This is a genomic window from Aquimarina sediminis (genome assembly GCF_002895435.1).
Classification (GTDB): Bacteria; Bacteroidota; Bacteroidia; order Flavobacteriales; family Flavobacteriaceae; genus Aquimarina; species Aquimarina sediminis.
This window is the reverse complement of the sequence record NZ_POYJ01000001.1, coordinates 608,266-623,949: the sequence shown is the minus strand read 5'-3', so window position 1 is coordinate 623,949 and position 15,684 is coordinate 608,266. Positions and strand designations below refer to the sequence as shown.

The following is a 15,684-nucleotide window of genomic DNA, read 5'->3' as shown; positions in this document are numbered from 1 at the left end:
AATTTAATTTAGCTTCCTCATACTTATGGAACTAATTTTTTCTTCAAAATATTACACTTCGTATCAATCATCTACAGATAGATGTTATTATATAGACTTTGGTCATAAGACGGTGAAGATCTCATTTTGCCAATTGCTTAGTCTACGATATAAAGCAAAAAAGATGTCTTCTATAGAGTATATAGAAGAATTACTGACTCATAATGACACTGTATTATTAGCATTGTGTGATAATCAACATTTGATTTTATTCGACACATTAATGGTGTTGGATTTTGTTGATTTTATAAAAGGTACTTTTGCTATGATCGAATTAAATGACACACTCTTAGTATCATAGTTTTTAGGTTGGATTTAGACTTACTATAAATAGGATTTAGGCACGGTTTCATGCTTTATTTTTCCATACTTTTATATAAAAATACAAGAAATGGAGAATCTAACAAGACAAGAAATAAGCATTAATCTAGAGGTTATGGATATGCTTAATGAGCAAATAGCAAAAGAACAAAAAGCCTCGTCATTATACTTAGCAATGGCTTCTTGGTGTGATCAGAGAACACTTGTTAAAAGTGCTTCTTTTTTTTATAAGCAAGCTGAAGAGGAAAGAGAACATATGATGAAAATTTTTAGATTTATTAATGATGCCGGGGGAGCCGCATATTCTCCAAAAGTATCAGATATAACTCATGAATTTTCTTCTCTTCGTGAAATTTTTGAACTTACACTAAATCATGAGATATCAGTTACTCAATCAATTTATAAAATTGTAGCAAAATGTCGCCAAGTAAATGATTTTGGTTCTGAAAACTTTTTAATGTGGTTTGTTGCAGAGCAATTAGAAGAAGAAGAAACTATTAAAGATATCTTGGATATGTTTGATTTATCAGGTGATATGCCTCTTCAGTATATTGATGAAAGAATTCCTGTAGAGAAATAAAGAATTAATGATAATAGATTGTTTTAGTTGGTCACTAGTTTTACTATACTAGTGGCTGACTAAAGTTGATAAAGCGCAATTTAATAAGGAGAGCGACCAGCAGGGAAAAAATAGTAACCTCTATACAAACCACTACTAGCATCCTTATATGCGTTGTTTTTGACATCTCCAGAATTGATTTTGTTGTTTGCATTATAACCACTCCCCGTTATGGTAAAACCAGATGTTTTTTGTTTAGTATTTGATATCTTATACTTCGAAGTAACATCTTTAAATTTGGGTTTTTCAATATACATAGAGTAACTTTTCTTAAAGGCTTGTGCTCGTAAATCTTCATGTATATTAACTTCTTGAAGTATATATTTTGAATACTTACTTTCTTTTTCGACAGTAACCAATGGCATACTTAACGCTTCCCATGTAGCTGCGTCAATGGTAAAGGATGTAATTTTACTTTCCTGCCCATAGGATATAAGAGTTATACTTCCGATAAGTGCTGCAATAAAAAATTTCATGTCTGTAAATATATTATAAATCTATATAAAATATATAAAACAGCTGAACCACATTGTTGATTTTGATAAAATATGTTAGAGATACCCTTGATCATGTTTTCGAGTTAGGTTAAAAGAAAGATATCTATATTCAGGAGAACTGTTTTAAGACTCTTCATCGCTGTATAATGTTTAGGATTAAAAAAGGTATCAAGAGTTTTGTCTCTTGACACCTTTTTTATCTATGTAGATAGCGTGATCGCTACCTTTGACTATATTGAATATTCGGGTGGTTAGCTTTTACTAGCTATCCGAATATAATTCTAAACGGTTATTTTTTTAGAATTCTCTCTACATACACCTTATCGTTAATGTATATTTTAAATATATACAACCCCTTTTTGAGATTAGATAAATCATGCGTAATAGATTTTTGATTTCCCTGATATTTTTGGGACTTCATTAATTTTCCTGTAAAATCATATAGATTTACTTTTATCAATGATGCGTTTTTATCTCTTATTTTTAGATTGATTATATCTTTTGTTACTGTAGGGAACAAAGCGTATGATGCCGTTATGTTACAATCTCCTGTTTTAGTCCAGGCTTGTTGCCAATATGAACCAGTACCTGGGGCATAAGCCCAAGCAGCCGCAGATGAGCACCACCCTGCAACATCACAAGTATATTTTCCACCTTCATTTTGTACTTCCTCACCTTGGTTATAAGAAGTTCCTGCTGCATATTGTGATATTCCTGTACAGTTTCCTCCTCCAGTACCCGGAAGTGTAGTTGCTGTTGCAGTATTGCTAAAACCAGATTCATTACCTGCAGCATCTTTAGCTTTTATTCTAAATGAGTATGATGTGTTTGCTGTTAATCCAGTGGCTTGATAAGTAGTACCAGTTGCGGTAGCGATGACAGAATTTCCCTGATAGATATCATACCCTGTAACGGCTACATTATCAGTTGCAACATTCCAAGAAAGGTCAATTGTGGTTTGTGTAGCATTCAATGCACTCAAATTAGCAGGGGTTGAAGGTGCTTGTGTATCAGAACCTCCTACATCACAATTCCCTGTTTTTGTCCAAGCTTGTTGCCAATATGTACCAGTGCCCGGAGCATAAGCCCATGCGGCTGCAGAAGAACACCATCCCGAGATTTTACAGGTGTATTTTTCTCCATCATTTTGTACTTCCTCACCTTGGTCATAAGAAGTTCCTGCTAAATAGTGTGATATTCCAGAGCAGCTACCTCCCGTATCAGGAAGTGTTGTTGCAGTTGTGGTATTGCTAAAACCAGATTGATTACCGGCTGCATCTTTAGCTTTTATTTTAAAAGAATACGAAGTGTTTACTGTTAATCCAGTTACTTGATATGAAGTACCAATTGCTGTAGCAATAACAGTATTTCCTTGGTAGATATCATATCCTGAAACCGCTACATTATCGGTGGCAGCATTCCACGAAAGATCGATAGTAGTTTGTGTAGCATTAGCAGCACCAAGATTTGTAGGAGTGGTAGGCGCTTGTGTGTCTGTACCACCTCCGTCAAAATCGATATCACTAGTTGAATAAAAAGCTTCTGGACTGTCAGATCTTTGCCAAATACTATAAATAACATGTTTGCCTGTTCTGGCTGGTAACGTTACCGGAATATTAACAATTCTTTCGGGTCCACTCGGTGGAGTACGTTCAAGAAGTACAAGGCTATCCCAGGTTAATGGTTGATCAGGTTTCCAACTTTCTTTGGTTATATACACTTCATAATATTCTGTTGCATGAGGAGCGTGATTTGTCCAAGTAACTGTAAATGGTCCTGGAGAAACTTGTGTAGATACCCAATCTGTTCTAACCTGATCCATTCCTCCGTATTTATTAGGTCTGCCACCACTGGCCAGATTTCCATCCATTATAAACTGTCTATGATTACCATTAACATTTGCTTGGTTAATTTCACTCCAATCATATAATGGCTGTGTACCATGAGAGGCTACTGCTGCAATACAAGCTGCAGAATCTGGACTTTCAGGATCTTCCTGAAAACAATTCCATACACGACTTGGTGGGTATGTTACTGTGCCATGAGGTAAAACAGATAGAGTGACTGATAAGAATAGAAGCATACAAATTAACTGTCTCCATGAGCAATTAATTGTATTAAAAATTACTGAGTTTGTGGTTTTTTTTAACATGGTTTTAATAGTATTTAATAGTTATGTGTTAATGAGTTAACTTGTTAAAAACCATATTATTATATAGGTGGATGTTTAATTCTTTTTTGTTGTCTTGGAAAAATAAGCTGAGCGTTATTGAACACTAGTAAACACTGTATTTTACTCCTATAAAATAATTATCATAATTTGTATAAAAACGAATTGTTTTTATTGCAGTGTTTACCAAAAGAAAAGTAATTGCTTTTGAGTTTTCTTGTCATTGTTCAGGGAATGTTAATTTTTTAGTACAAACAAGTATTAATTAAGCCGTTTTCTGTCAAAAAAAGAGTAGAAGGGTAGTTTGTATAGAAAAGGAAATGTAAAAAATACATATTGCAAAGGAGTGATGTGATAAAATAAAGCGTTAAAACAAAAAAAACAGGGGTAAATACCCCAATATACTTATAACACTGCAAATTCTTATCGCTTGATATCATATATTATATTATTTTTGGAATACAAAAAATATATAATGAGTTCGATAGACTGGAAAACTGTAAAAGAATACGAAGATATCACCTATAAAAAATCAGGAGGTATTGCCAGAATTGCATTTAATAGACCAAATGTACGTAATGCGTTTAGACCAAAAACAACAAGCGAGCTTTATGATGCTTTTTATGATGTACAGGAGGATACGTCTATAGGGGTTGTTTTGCTTTCTGCAGAAGGACCATCGACAAAAGATGGGGTGTATAGTTTTTGTAGTGGAGGAGATCAAAATGCCAGGGGACACCAAGGGTATGTAGGTGATGATGGCAGACATAGGTTGAATATTTTGGAAGTGCAAAGACTTATTAGATTTATGCCAAAAGTAGTGATTGCAGTAGTGCCTGGTTGGGCAGTAGGAGGTGGGCATAGTTTGCATGTGGTTTGTGACCTTACATTGGCTAGTAAGGAACATGCAATTTTTAAACAAACCGATGCAGATGTAACTAGTTTTGATGGGGGCTACGGATCAGCATATTTGGCAAAAATGGTAGGGCAAAAAAAGGCTCGGGAGATTTTCTTTTTGGGAAGGAATTACTCTGCGCAAGATGCTTTTGAAATGGGAATGGTAAATGCTGTAATCCCTCATGATGAATTGGAAGATACAGCATATCAATGGGGCTTAGAAATTCTGGAAAAATCACCTACCTCAATTAAGATGTTAAAATTTGCAATGAATCTTACAGATGATGGTATGGTAGGTCAACAGGTATTTGCTGGGGAAGCTACTAGACTGGCATATATGACAGATGAAGCAAAGGAAGGAAGGAATGCGTTTCTGGAAAAAAGAAAACCAGATTTTAAAAATGTAAAATGGATGCCTTAATTTTCTATAAAGAATTGTTGTAGTTATTTTTGGGTAGTATTTTGTTATTGGGATGAACAAAAAAGAAGAGGAACTTTTATCGATGCATTATCAGATGGAAAAAACTGATATAAAACAGCAACGACTGGAGGATCGTCTTATGTTTATTTCTGAAGATCTAAAACGTAGTAAAAACATCCGTAACTTTTATTTTATTTTTATTATCGTTTTGATGTTGCTGCTAGCTGTTGGTAGCTTTTATATTGTAATGGATAAGGATAATGAAGGGGCTGCCGCTACAGAAAAAAAAACCGATCAAATTGATAGACTGCTTGTTGCAAATGATTCTTTGCAACAAGAGATAATTAAGCTTAAAACGAATATTTTAGAATATCAAAATCAAAAGTTTTCAAAAACGTTGGATTCTATTGATGGTACCACCCATGGAGTAATAGGTGATGATAAAAAAGATGGGGGAATTGGTAATATGAACATCCCTAAGAGAGCTAATGAAGATAAAAAGGATTTGAAATTTGAAAGACAATATTGTTATATCAATAAAGTTTATCAAAGTAATGATGTTGTTTTTATAGAAGCGGATTATATACAGTATTACCAAGGTAAAAAAGCCGTAAGAAAAGCAAAAGAGTATGGTAATGCCGAATATGATATTGATAAAAAGGGAGATACGTTATATTTTTTGTATAATAATTATTATATTCATAACCAGAGTTCTAGGCTAAGAGTTTTAGAACTTGACGATAAGGCAAAGGTGAGGATTGGTAATATCAATCAGATTTCATATGGTTTTCCTCTGAAAGCTTTTCAAAAAGTTATTAGTGATAAGCCTGTTTTGGTTCTTGAAATTAATAATGGGATTGTGTATAAAATAACTGAACAAAAACTCCCTTAAGCATTGTATGAATATATGATCTATAGAATTGACTTAATAACTCTTAAAGCTACCCCAACGCAATGAAGGTTATGAAAGATGAGGATCTTTTATCTTTACATTATCAGATAGAAAAAGCCGAAATCAAACAAAAAAAATTAGAAGATCTTCTTAATGAAGAGACAGATAAGCTAAAAAAAAGTAAGAAATCTAATAAAATCGTTGGATCATTTTCGTTAATTCTTTTTTTAGCAACAGTTTTTCTAGTCGCCAATGCTTTTTATTTTAGTAAATCTTCATCTGCTAAAAGTAATGAAGCTGAGTTGTCTCTTGTAAAAGAGGAATTGGTCTCGGTAAAAAAAGAACTAGAAGCGTTAAAAAAAGAAAAAATTGATATCAAAAAAATTAAAGATCTCTACTTATATAGAGATCTGATTAATAATGATACAGTCTATTCTGTGCAACTAAAAGCGTTTAGTTCTAATAATGTCCCTTCTATTTCAAATAAGTTTACCAATGCACTTATTTACAGTGATACTTCATATTATAAAATGAGCCTGGGAATTTTTGAAACATTATCTGAAGCCCAGGATTTTAGAAAAACATTAATTAATTCTGGATTTGATAAAAGAATCTTCGTGATTTCCTATAAAGATGGTAAGCGATTAAAAATTGAAGATTTTCAATAAATATTAATTATCTCAATTTAGGATAGCTAGATGGATCTACTTCGTTCATAATCGCATATACACTTTCAAAAATATCTTCACTCGAAGGCTTACTAAAATAATCCCCATCAGTTCCAAAAGCAGGCCTATGAGGCTTTGCACTTAGAGTTTGCGGTTTGCTATCTAGGTGTTGGTATATGTTTTGTTCATCAATTAACTTATGTAAAATATATCCTGTGGCACCACCAGGTACATCCTCATCAATAATAAGTAAACGATTTGTTTTTGCTACACTTTTTGCAATATCATGATTTAGATCAAAAGGAAGCAAAGATTGTACATCAATTACTTCGGCATTAATACCTGAAGATAAAAGTTCTTTTGCTGCTTGTTCTACAAGTCGTAGAGTAGAGCCGTAAGAGATTAAGGTAATATCTGTTCCTTTCTTAACAGTTTCAACTACACCTATTGGAGTTCTGATTTCTGATAAATTTGAAGGCATCTTTTCTTTTAATCGATACCCGTTTAGACATTCTACAACTAATGCTGGTTCATCACAATCCATTAGGGTGTTATAGAATCCTGCGGCTTTGGTCATATTTCTAGGAACTAGAATATGAATTCCTCTCAATAGATGAATAAGACCTCCCATTTGAGAACCCGAATGCCATATACCTTCTAATCGGTGCCCTCTCGTTCTGATGATTAATGGAGCTTTTTGCTTGGCAAAAGTTCTGTACCTTAATGTTGCAAGGTCATCACTTAGTCCTTGTACACAATATAGAATGTAATCAAGATATTGTATTTCTGCAATAGGTCTTAGTCCTCTCATTGCCATACCAATTCCTTGTCCAATTATAGTTGCCTCACGAATTCCTGCATCAGAAACCCTGGTTTCACCAAATTTTTCTTGTAGCCCTTCTAACCCTTGGTTTACATCACCAATTTTTCCACTATCCTCTCCAAAAATAAGAGCTTCGGGGATTCTGCCAAACAACTTGTCAAAGTTGTCTCTAATGATAATCCTACCATCTACTAATTCAGAATTTTCATTAAATATAGGTTCTACTTCTTGGATGCTGGTAACATTGTCCTCATTTTCACTATACAAATGGTCACTGTATTTGGGTTGGATGATTGATATATAATTATTTACCCAATTTTGCAAGGTAGTTTTTTCAGTAAAACTCTCTTTAGTTAAGTACCTTAATACTTTTCTTGTGGATTCTAGAATATCCTTTCTAATAGGTTCTTCTTTTGATTCTAAGGTTTTAATTATAGGAGAAATAAAGTTTTTGTTAGTGCTCTTATTTTCTACCAATTTTAGAATCTCAATAGCTTCTTTTTGTTCAGATTTGATTTCAGATAAATATGCATTCCAGGCTTCTGTCTTTCCTTTTCTTACTTCCTTTTTTGCATTTTTTTCCAGACTTAAAAGCTCTTCTGCTGTTGCGATATTATGCTCGATTATCCATTCTTTAAATTTCTTATTGCAATCATATTCACGCTCCCAATTTAGTCGTTCTTCACTTTTGTATCTCTCATGAGAGCCAGAAGTAGAGTGTCCTTGAGGTTGAGTTAATTCTTTAACATGAATAATAACTGGTACATGTTTTTCACGAGCTAATTCTTCTGCTTTTTTGTAGGTGTCTATTAATGCTGGATAATCCCATCCATTAACTTTAAAAATCTCATACCCTTCATGAGTTTCGTTGCGTCTAAACCCTTCTAATATAAGAGAAATATCTTCTTTTGTGGTTTGATGTTTTGCATGTACCGAGATACCATATTCATCATCCCAAACACTAATAACCATAGGTACTTGTAAAACACCACCTGCATTAATAGTTTCCCAAAATAAACCTTCACTGGTGCTGGCGTTACCAATTGTACCCCAAGCTATTTCATTTCCTTTAATTGAAAAATTAGAATGGTCAGCAACACTTTTTTCATTACGATATACTTTAGATGCTTGAGCAAGACCTAGTAATCTTGGCATTTGACCTGCGGTCGGTGAAATATCAGCACTAGAATTTTTTTGTTGAGTAAGAACTTTCCAGGTACCATCTTCATTTAAACTATGAGTGGCAAAGTGTCCTCCCATTTGTCTACCTGCTGCAAAAGGTTCTTTGTTTATATCTGCATGCGCATACAAACCAGCAAAAAACTGTTCTGTAGTATATTGATCAATTGCCATCATAAAGGTTTGATCTCTGTAATAGCCAGATCTAAAATCTCCATCTCTAAATACTCTTGCCATGGCGAGTTGCGGTAATTCTTTTCCTCCTCCAAAGATTCCAAATTTTGACTTACCAGTCAATACTTCGCGCCGTCCCAGCATACTGCACTCTCTACTTACTAATGCTATTTTGTAATCTCTAAGTATTTGATCTCTATATTCTTCGAAGGAAATATTAGATGAAGTAACGGTTTCAGGCTGCATGTGAACGATATTTTTATGGAATGCAAATTTAGCTAAAATACTCGCCATATGCAAGACAGAAACTCTTAATTTTTTTGAATATAATTCATTTAAAATGCTATTTTGTTAGCATATTGTTGTTTTTTTTAGGTATTTTAAGCATTGATTAACAAATACTCAAAATTTTCACATTTATTTTCTTCCCGTATTTTAATAATTAATACCACTCTCTGGTAAAGAGTCCAATTAATGTTTCTGGACTCAAGGTTATAATAAACCTAATCTGTTCATTATAATTTGGTTGAGAAATCTCCCAACCTTTATTAGAAACTACAGGAAAAAAGACTTCGAAGTAATCGGCAACAAGGCTTAAACGAACTCCTGCGTCATATACAAATTTGGGAGAAACACTTTTGTTTTTAACTAGTCCAATATCGCCATAAGCATAAATCCAATTCCAGATATTAGTATTTGCATTAAAAGTGGTAATCCATTGATTTGCAAAAGGGTAGTCTAGTTTTGATTTGAATCCTCCTTCAGCCAAAATAATTTGTTGGCTTACAAATCCAGTATCTTCACTACGTCCTAAGTAGCTATAATCAAACAGATAATCGGTAGGTCGGTCTAAAGCAAAACTAAAAAAATCACCATCTTTTTCTGTGTCATTAAAAAGAAAAGTTCCTGCAAATAAGCGCAAGTTTAATTGACGATTATTAAGAAATAATTTTCTGTAATTAACAGTAGACGAGATTTTACTGAAGTTTTTTGATATTTGATAATCAACAGTATATCCGATAAAATCAATAAGATTAAAATCAGAATATCTATATCTGGCATTAAATACATTATAATCAGGAGTTGCAACAGGGTTTGCTTCATCTCTATCTCTTGAAACATTAATATTTCTAAAAGACAGTCTTTGTTTTTCGTTAGATCTAAGATTTTCAGGACGAAAATAAAAACTTACAGATGACGAGAATCTTCTGAATAGTAGATCAGGTGCATAACTAAACATACTTCCATTAATACCATAACGTATTTGATATAGTCCATAATCAGAAATTAGAGACCTATAAAACATAGATGCAGAACCTAGTAGTTTATTGGATTTAAAACCGTAGGCAGGAGATATGTTATATTCAAAATTTTTACGAATAAAAGACTTATTATAAAACTTTGATGCCAGTGTAAAACCGTCATAGACATTAAATTCAACTTCTGGAATAAAAAATATTTGACTATACCTGGGGTCTTCAACGTCTTGGAAAAACCTAAATTGAATAGGTTTATTGAATATCCACTTTAAATTTCTGTAGTTGTTCCGTCTATTTACTTCTGGAATATTTTGATCATAATCTAATACAAGTTTACTTATGTCTTCGTTGGCTATTTTTACTTTTTTAGTTCCTGTAATATTTGTAACCCAGGTTTTGGAAACAACATCTTTTTTTCTAAGTCCAACTAATGAAATAGGCATTGAGCTATTTCCTTTGTTTTTAATGGTTACTTCAAGAGAGTCTGCTTCTTTTTTTACTGATTTTATTTTAAAATCTAATTTTTTATTGGTTTGTATGAAATCTTCAAAAAACCACTCGATATTTTTTGGAGATAAAGAGGTTAAAATCTCTTTATATTCGCTAGAATTAGTGTGTTTTAGTACTTTTTGTGCGTAAAAATCCTTAATGCTCTGATCTACAATATTGTCATCGCCTAGATAATCTTCTAAATACTTAAATCCAACTCCTGCCTTATATGCATTAGCAATATTTTTATTAAATTTTACCAGTTGATCTTGAGGTAGTGTTAATGGTTGATCCAAATATAACCTAGCCATATTTTTGTACGCCAGGAAATATTGGTCATTAAACTTCAGATCAGCAGCATGAAACCAACGAATACCTATAACCTTGCTAAGTTTACCAATGATCTTCATTTCTGGGTAATACTGTTCTGTATACGCCATCATTAGGTAAATGTGTATAGCATCTTTTATCCAGGTGTCATATCTTGGGTTTATAAGAAGTGTTTTTTCAAGATATTCCTCAGTAATTGTCTTTAATTGCTTGATCTCATATTGAAAACCATCGGGAAATGGTCTTAAAATATCTGGTAATTGATTTAATCCATAAACAGGATTGTTTTTATAATCATTTTCTGAAATTAAAATCTTTTCAAATGGGTATGAACCTAGTCTTTTTTGTAAAAAATCGATAATCCTTTTTGTAGCGACAGATTTCATCTCCGGTATCAAATTATTATCGTCGATATTGCTTATAAATTGAATACCTTCTGTAGAAAAGCTATAAAAAGTAGATTTTTTTTCTAAATATAAATTTACTTGATTTCTTTTGTGACCTTTTAATTGTATTCTTTTTTTTGTTTCATCGTCGGATAGAAGGGTAGTTTCTATATTGAGGTCACTCACGATTTCATATGATTCTGGTATTGTAAAATCAATTTGATAATTGGCTAAAGGGGCGTATAGGTCATCTAGATTCTTGTGGCTATATATATTCCATTTTGTGTCATAAACTGCTGGAACGATATACCAGTATTTTAAACTAAAATTTCCGTTTTCATGATATCCATATCGAGTGAATTTACTACTTGGAACTTTGACCTTGTACCTTATATGAAAAGTTTGGCTTTCTCCTGGCAATATGGGCTTTGGAGATGTAATCCAGAGTATATCTTCAATTCCTTGGTGTCGTCCCCAGGGTAAGGATGACGTCTTTTTACCTGTAACACTTTGGATTATAGTGCCGCCTCGTTCTTCATTTTCTGCAAAATAAAAACGTTTTAGGAAATCTTCAGCAAATCTTTTGCCAAGAGGGGAAGTTTTACTCGAAAAACTATTAGCCCAATCATGAAAGAACACTTTTCTAAGAGTATCTGTAGAAGTATTTTGATAGGTTACTTCTTGCTCGATTGTTAATACTTTTTTTTCAGTATCAATATCGGCATTTATGATTACATTGTGCTGTGCAGAAGCGACAGTGAGTGTAAAAAAAACAATTACAAAATTATATATCCTTTTAATATTCAATTTTTACATTTGAATGAATGTACTTTCTGTATAAAGCAGATAAGGTTAATAAACTCTATCTGTTTAATCTTTTACTGCCTCAATATAGTATCTTAATTCGAGATTTTTCGAATTTACTTTTAATATTAATAACAGATTTGATAACAAATTGTTTTAAAAATTAGGACTTAAGTTATATTCTGCATAGAATTTATCCAAAATTTCTAATACTTCCTTTGGGGTATCTACGATGTGTATTAGATCTAAATCCCCTGGGCTTATATTTCCAAATTTTTGAAGTAATGTACTTTTTATCCAATCCATAAGACCACCCCAAAATTCTGTACTTACTAATATGATTGGGAATTCTGCAATTTTTTTGGTTTGTATTAGAGTTATTGCTTCAAATAATTCATCAAGAGTTCCAAACCCTCCTGGCATAACTACAAATCCTTGAGAATATTTTACAAACATTACTTTACGTACAAAAAAGTAGTCAAAATCCAGGCTTTTGTCACTATCAATGTATGGATTATCGTGTTGTTCAAAAGGAAGATCAATATTTAATCCAACAGAGGTTCCTCCTCCGAGATGAGCTCCTTTGTTTCCTGCTTCCATTATACCTGGTCCTCCGCCGGTGATTACTCCATATCCTTGGTTTACAATTTCTTTGGCTACATCTACTGCTAGTTCATAGTATTTATCATCTGTTTTTGTACGGGCAGATCCAAAGATTGATACGCAAGGTCCGATTTTACTCATTTTTTCGAACCCATTAACAAATTCTCCCATAATCTTAAAGATAGCCCAAGAGTCATTTGTTTTTATTTCATTCCAACCTTTGTGATGTTGTTCTTTTCTCATATAAATATTCTTTTAGTGTTATACGTTTAATTCTTTCTTTAAAAATTTGGCGGTATAACTTTTTTTATTCTTTATAATTTCTTCTGGTGTTCCTTTGGCTACAATTTCACCTCCATTTTTTCCTCCTTCGTAACCGATATCCACAATATGATCTGCCATTTTAATGACATCAAGGTTGTGTTCTATAATCAAAACAGTATTTCCTTTGTCTACTAATTCATTTAATACATCCATCAAAACACGAATATCTTCAAAATGTAAGCCAGTAGTAGGTTCGTCTAGGATATAAAATGTGTTACCTGTATCTCTTTTAGAGAGTTCTGTAGCTAGTTTGATACGTTGAGCTTCTCCTCCGGATAAAGTTGTGGACTGTTGTCCAAGGGTAATATATCCCAGTCCTACACTTTTAATGGTTTTTAATTTCCTGAAAATTTTAGGTATATGTTCAAAAAATAAACAAGCTTCATTGATTGTCATTTCTAATACATCAGAAATGGATTTTCCTTTATATCTGATTTCTAATGTTTCTCTATTAAAGCGTTTACCTTGGCAAGTTTCGCATTCAACATATACATCGGGTAAGAAATTCATTTCTATAACCCTCAATCCACCACCTTTGCAAGTTTCGCATCTTCCTCCTTGTACATTAAAACTGAAACGCCCAGGTTTATATCCTCGAATCATGGCTTCGGGAGTTTTGGCAAAAAGACTTCGTATTTCAGAGAAAACACCAGTATATGTTGCCGGATTTGATCTTGGAGTACGACCAATAGGAGATTGGTTAATATCAATAACTTTATCTGAATGTTCAAGTCCTTTAATGCTTTTGTAGGGCATTGGTTTTTTAACCCCATTAAAATAATAAGCATTGAGAATAGGATAGAGAGTTTCGTTAATCAGTGTTGATTTTCCACTTCCTGAAACCCCCGTTACAGCAATCATTTTGCCTAACGGTATATCAATAGAAACATTTTTTAAATTATTTCCTGTTGCTCCTTTTAGTGATATAGTTTTACCATTTCCTTTTCTGCGTTTTTCTGGGATTTCTATTTGCTTTTTACCACTTAGATAATCAGCAGTTAATGTATTGTGTGTTTTTAGTTCTACCGGGGTTCCTTCACTAATAATTTCTCCGCCATGTTTCCCTGCCAATGGACCAATATCGATAACATGATCGGCACGCTCTATCATATCTTTATCGTGTTCTACGACGATTACCGAATTTCCAATATCTCGTAGTTGAACAAGAGAGTTGATCAGTTTTTCATTGTCTCTTTGGTGTAAACCGATACTTGGTTCATCCAGAATGTATAGTACACCAACTAGTTGCGATCCTATTTGAGTGGCAAGTCGGATTCGCTGTGCTTCTCCTCCCGAAAGTGATTTGCTACTTCTGTTTAAAGAAAGATAAGTAAGACCTACATCTATTAAAAACTGAAGTCTGGCATTGATTTCTTTGAGGATCTCACCAGAGATTTTGTTTTGTTTTTCACTCAAATGATCTGGTAGGGTTTTAAACCATTCGGAAAGCTCAATGATATCCATTGTAGCTAATTCGGCAATATTTTTCTTATTTACCTTAAAATATAAAGATTCTTTACGTAATCTTGATCCTTCACATGTTGGACACTGGATGTTGTCCATGAAATCTTTGGCCCATCTTTTTAATGAAGTCGAGTCATTATTATTATATGTGTTTTCTATGAAAGTAGCAATACCTTCGAAATCAATCTTATATTCTCTGGTAACCCCTAGACTCTTACTTGTTATGCTAAATTTTTCTTTACCCCCATACAAGATAATTTGCATTGCCTCTTCTGGGATCTTTTTGATTGGATCTGTAAGTTTAAAATCGAAACGCTGAGCGATTAGTTCTAACTGTTTAAATATCCAATTATTTTTTTGAGGTCCTTGAGGGACTAGCCCTCCATTTTTAATAGATATAGAATCATCAGGAATAATTTTTTTTACATTTACCTCATATAAATTACCTATACCATTACACCTTGGACAAGCGCCTTTTGGAGAATTAAATGAAAAATTATTGGGTTCTGGGTTAGGGTACGAAATACCACTAGAAGGACACATTAAATTTCGACTAAAGAAACGAACCTCTTGTGTTTCTTGTTCTATAACCATTAATACATCTTCGCCATGATACATGGCTGTATTAATAGTCTCCATTAAACGTTTTGAGTTATCTTTATCTTCTTTGACCATTAATCGATCAATCACAATCTCAATATCATGAGTTTTGTATCGATCTAACTTCATTCCTTTGGTGATATCATTAATTTCACCATCAGTACGTACTTTAACGAAGCCTTGCTTGGCTATTTGTTCGAATAACTCTCTATAATGACCTTTTCTGGATCTAATAATAGGAGCGAGTATATTTATTTTTTTTCCGGAAAAATCTTTTAAAATAAGGTTTTTAATCTGTTCATCACTATAACTCACCATTTTTTCACCAGTGTTATAGCTATAAGCATCACTTCCTCTAGAAAACAATAATCGCAAAAAATCGTAAACCTCAGTAATGGTTCCGACTGTACTACGAGGGCTTTTACTAGTTGTTTTTTGCTCGATCGCTATTACGGGAGAGAGTCCGTCGATTTTATCAACATCAGGACGTTCTAGTCCCCCTAAAAATTGTCTGGCATAGGCAGAAAATGTTTCTATATACCGCCTTTGTCCTTCTGCATATATTGTATCAAAAGCTAAAGAAGATTTTCCAGACCCTGATAACCCTGTTATAACTACTAGTTTTTCGCGCGGTATAGTAACATCAATGTTTTTCAAGTTGTGAACACGTGCTCCTAAAACCTCAATATTTTCTTCTGATGTTACCATAAAATTTTAACCAAGAT

The 15,684-nt window shown here is 33.1% G+C and carries 11 protein-coding genes; 5 read left to right on the top strand and 6 right to left on the bottom strand.

What is annotated here, in order from left to right; all coding sequences use genetic code 11:
• The first annotated feature begins 25 nt into the window (after positions 1-25).
• Both C1X07_RS24745 and C1X07_RS02765 read left to right on the top strand, forming a co-directional pair.
• On the top strand, positions 26-340 hold the full coding sequence (locus C1X07_RS24745; RefSeq protein WP_128755177.1) for a hypothetical protein: 315 nt from the start codon (positions 26-28) through the stop codon (positions 338-340).
• 90 nt (positions 341-430) lie between these two features.
• Positions 431-940 (top strand): ferritin, encoded by a 510-nt coding sequence (locus tag C1X07_RS02765; protein ID WP_103068434.1) that lies wholly within the window; start codon positions 431-433, stop codon positions 938-940.
• 80 nt (positions 941-1,020) lie between these two features.
• Here the strand turns inward: C1X07_RS02765 and C1X07_RS02760 are convergent, their stop codons facing one another.
• Together C1X07_RS02760 and C1X07_RS02755 are read right to left on the bottom strand one after the other, a co-directional pair.
• On the bottom strand, positions 1,021-1,455 hold the full coding sequence (locus C1X07_RS02760) for a hypothetical protein (protein ID WP_103068433.1): 435 nt from the start codon (positions 1,453-1,455) through the stop codon (positions 1,021-1,023).
• 310 nt (positions 1,456-1,765) lie between these two features.
• The gene (locus C1X07_RS02755; RefSeq protein WP_103068432.1) at positions 1,766-3,628 is read right to left on the bottom strand and encodes a lytic polysaccharide monooxygenase; all 1,863 of its coding nucleotides are present in this window, start codon (positions 3,626-3,628) and stop codon (positions 1,766-1,768) included.
• 493 nt (positions 3,629-4,121) lie between these two features.
• Between C1X07_RS02755 and C1X07_RS02750 the strand changes: the two genes are divergently transcribed.
• The 3 genes from C1X07_RS02750 to C1X07_RS02740 all read left to right on the top strand — a co-directional run bounded on the left by C1X07_RS02750 (position 4,122) and on the right by C1X07_RS02740 (position 6,524).
• Positions 4,122-4,964, top strand: a complete 843-nt coding sequence (locus tag C1X07_RS02750) for a 1,4-dihydroxy-2-naphthoyl-CoA synthase (protein ID WP_206604199.1) — start codon at positions 4,122-4,124, stop codon at positions 4,962-4,964.
• Positions 4,965-5,016: 52 nt separating this feature from the next.
• Positions 5,017-5,856, top strand: a complete 840-nt coding sequence (locus C1X07_RS02745; protein ID WP_103068431.1) for a hypothetical protein — start codon at positions 5,017-5,019, stop codon at positions 5,854-5,856.
• 62 nt (positions 5,857-5,918) lie between these two features.
• Positions 5,919-6,524: a hypothetical protein gene (locus C1X07_RS02740; RefSeq protein ID WP_103068430.1), complete on the top strand. Its 606-nt coding sequence runs from the start codon at positions 5,919-5,921 to the stop codon at positions 6,522-6,524.
• A gap of 7 nt (positions 6,525-6,531) precedes the next feature.
• On the opposite strand, the gene C1X07_RS02735 is transcribed toward C1X07_RS02740, so the two are convergent.
• From C1X07_RS02735 to uvrA, 4 genes are all read right to left on the bottom strand, one after another.
• Complete coding sequence (locus C1X07_RS02735; protein ID WP_103068429.1) at positions 6,532-8,946, bottom strand: alpha-ketoacid dehydrogenase subunit alpha/beta; 2,415 nt, start codon at positions 8,944-8,946, stop codon at positions 6,532-6,534.
• A 196-nt stretch (positions 8,947-9,142) separates the two neighbouring features.
• On the bottom strand, positions 9,143-11,971 hold the full coding sequence (locus tag C1X07_RS02730) for a metalloprotease (RefSeq protein ID WP_241507175.1): 2,829 nt from the start codon (positions 11,969-11,971) through the stop codon (positions 9,143-9,145).
• A gap of 153 nt (positions 11,972-12,124) precedes the next feature.
• Positions 12,125-12,814 (bottom strand): LOG family protein, encoded by a 690-nt coding sequence (locus tag C1X07_RS02725; protein ID WP_103068428.1) that lies wholly within the window; start codon positions 12,812-12,814, stop codon positions 12,125-12,127.
• 18 nt (positions 12,815-12,832) lie between these two features.
• A complete protein-coding gene (uvrA, locus tag C1X07_RS02720) occupies positions 12,833-15,667 on the bottom strand; it encodes an excinuclease ABC subunit UvrA (protein ID WP_103068427.1) in 2,835 nt (944 codons plus the stop codon).
• Between the last annotated feature and the right edge of the window lie 17 nt (positions 15,668-15,684).

Bases quoted from the DNA above. Each gene is read 5' to 3' on its own strand.
- C1X07_RS24745 (WP_128755177.1), top strand. From the start codon at position 26: ATGGAACTAATTTTTTCTTCAAAATATTACACTTCGTATCAATCATCT.
- C1X07_RS02765 (WP_103068434.1), top strand. From the start codon at position 431: ATGGAGAATCTAACAAGACAAGAAATAAGCATTAATCTAGAGGTTATG.
- C1X07_RS02760 (WP_103068433.1), bottom strand. From the start codon at position 1,455: ATGAAATTTTTTATTGCAGCACTTATCGGAAGTATAACTCTTATATCC.
- C1X07_RS02755 (WP_103068432.1), bottom strand. From the start codon at position 3,628: ATGTTAAAAAAAACCACAAACTCAGTAATTTTTAATACAATTAATTGC.
- C1X07_RS02750 (WP_206604199.1), top strand. From the start codon at position 4,122: ATGAGTTCGATAGACTGGAAAACTGTAAAAGAATACGAAGATATCACC.
- C1X07_RS02745 (WP_103068431.1), top strand. From the start codon at position 5,017: ATGAACAAAAAAGAAGAGGAACTTTTATCGATGCATTATCAGATGGAA.
- C1X07_RS02740 (WP_103068430.1), top strand. From the start codon at position 5,919: ATGAAGGTTATGAAAGATGAGGATCTTTTATCTTTACATTATCAGATA.
- C1X07_RS02735 (WP_103068429.1), bottom strand. From the start codon at position 8,946: ATGCAGCCTGAAACCGTTACTTCATCTAATATTTCCTTCGAAGAATAT.
- C1X07_RS02725 (WP_103068428.1), bottom strand. From the start codon at position 12,814: ATGAGAAAAGAACAACATCACAAAGGTTGGAATGAAATAAAAACAAAT.
- uvrA (WP_103068427.1), bottom strand. From the start codon at position 15,667: ATGGTAACATCAGAAGAAAATATTGAGGTTTTAGGAGCACGTGTTCAC.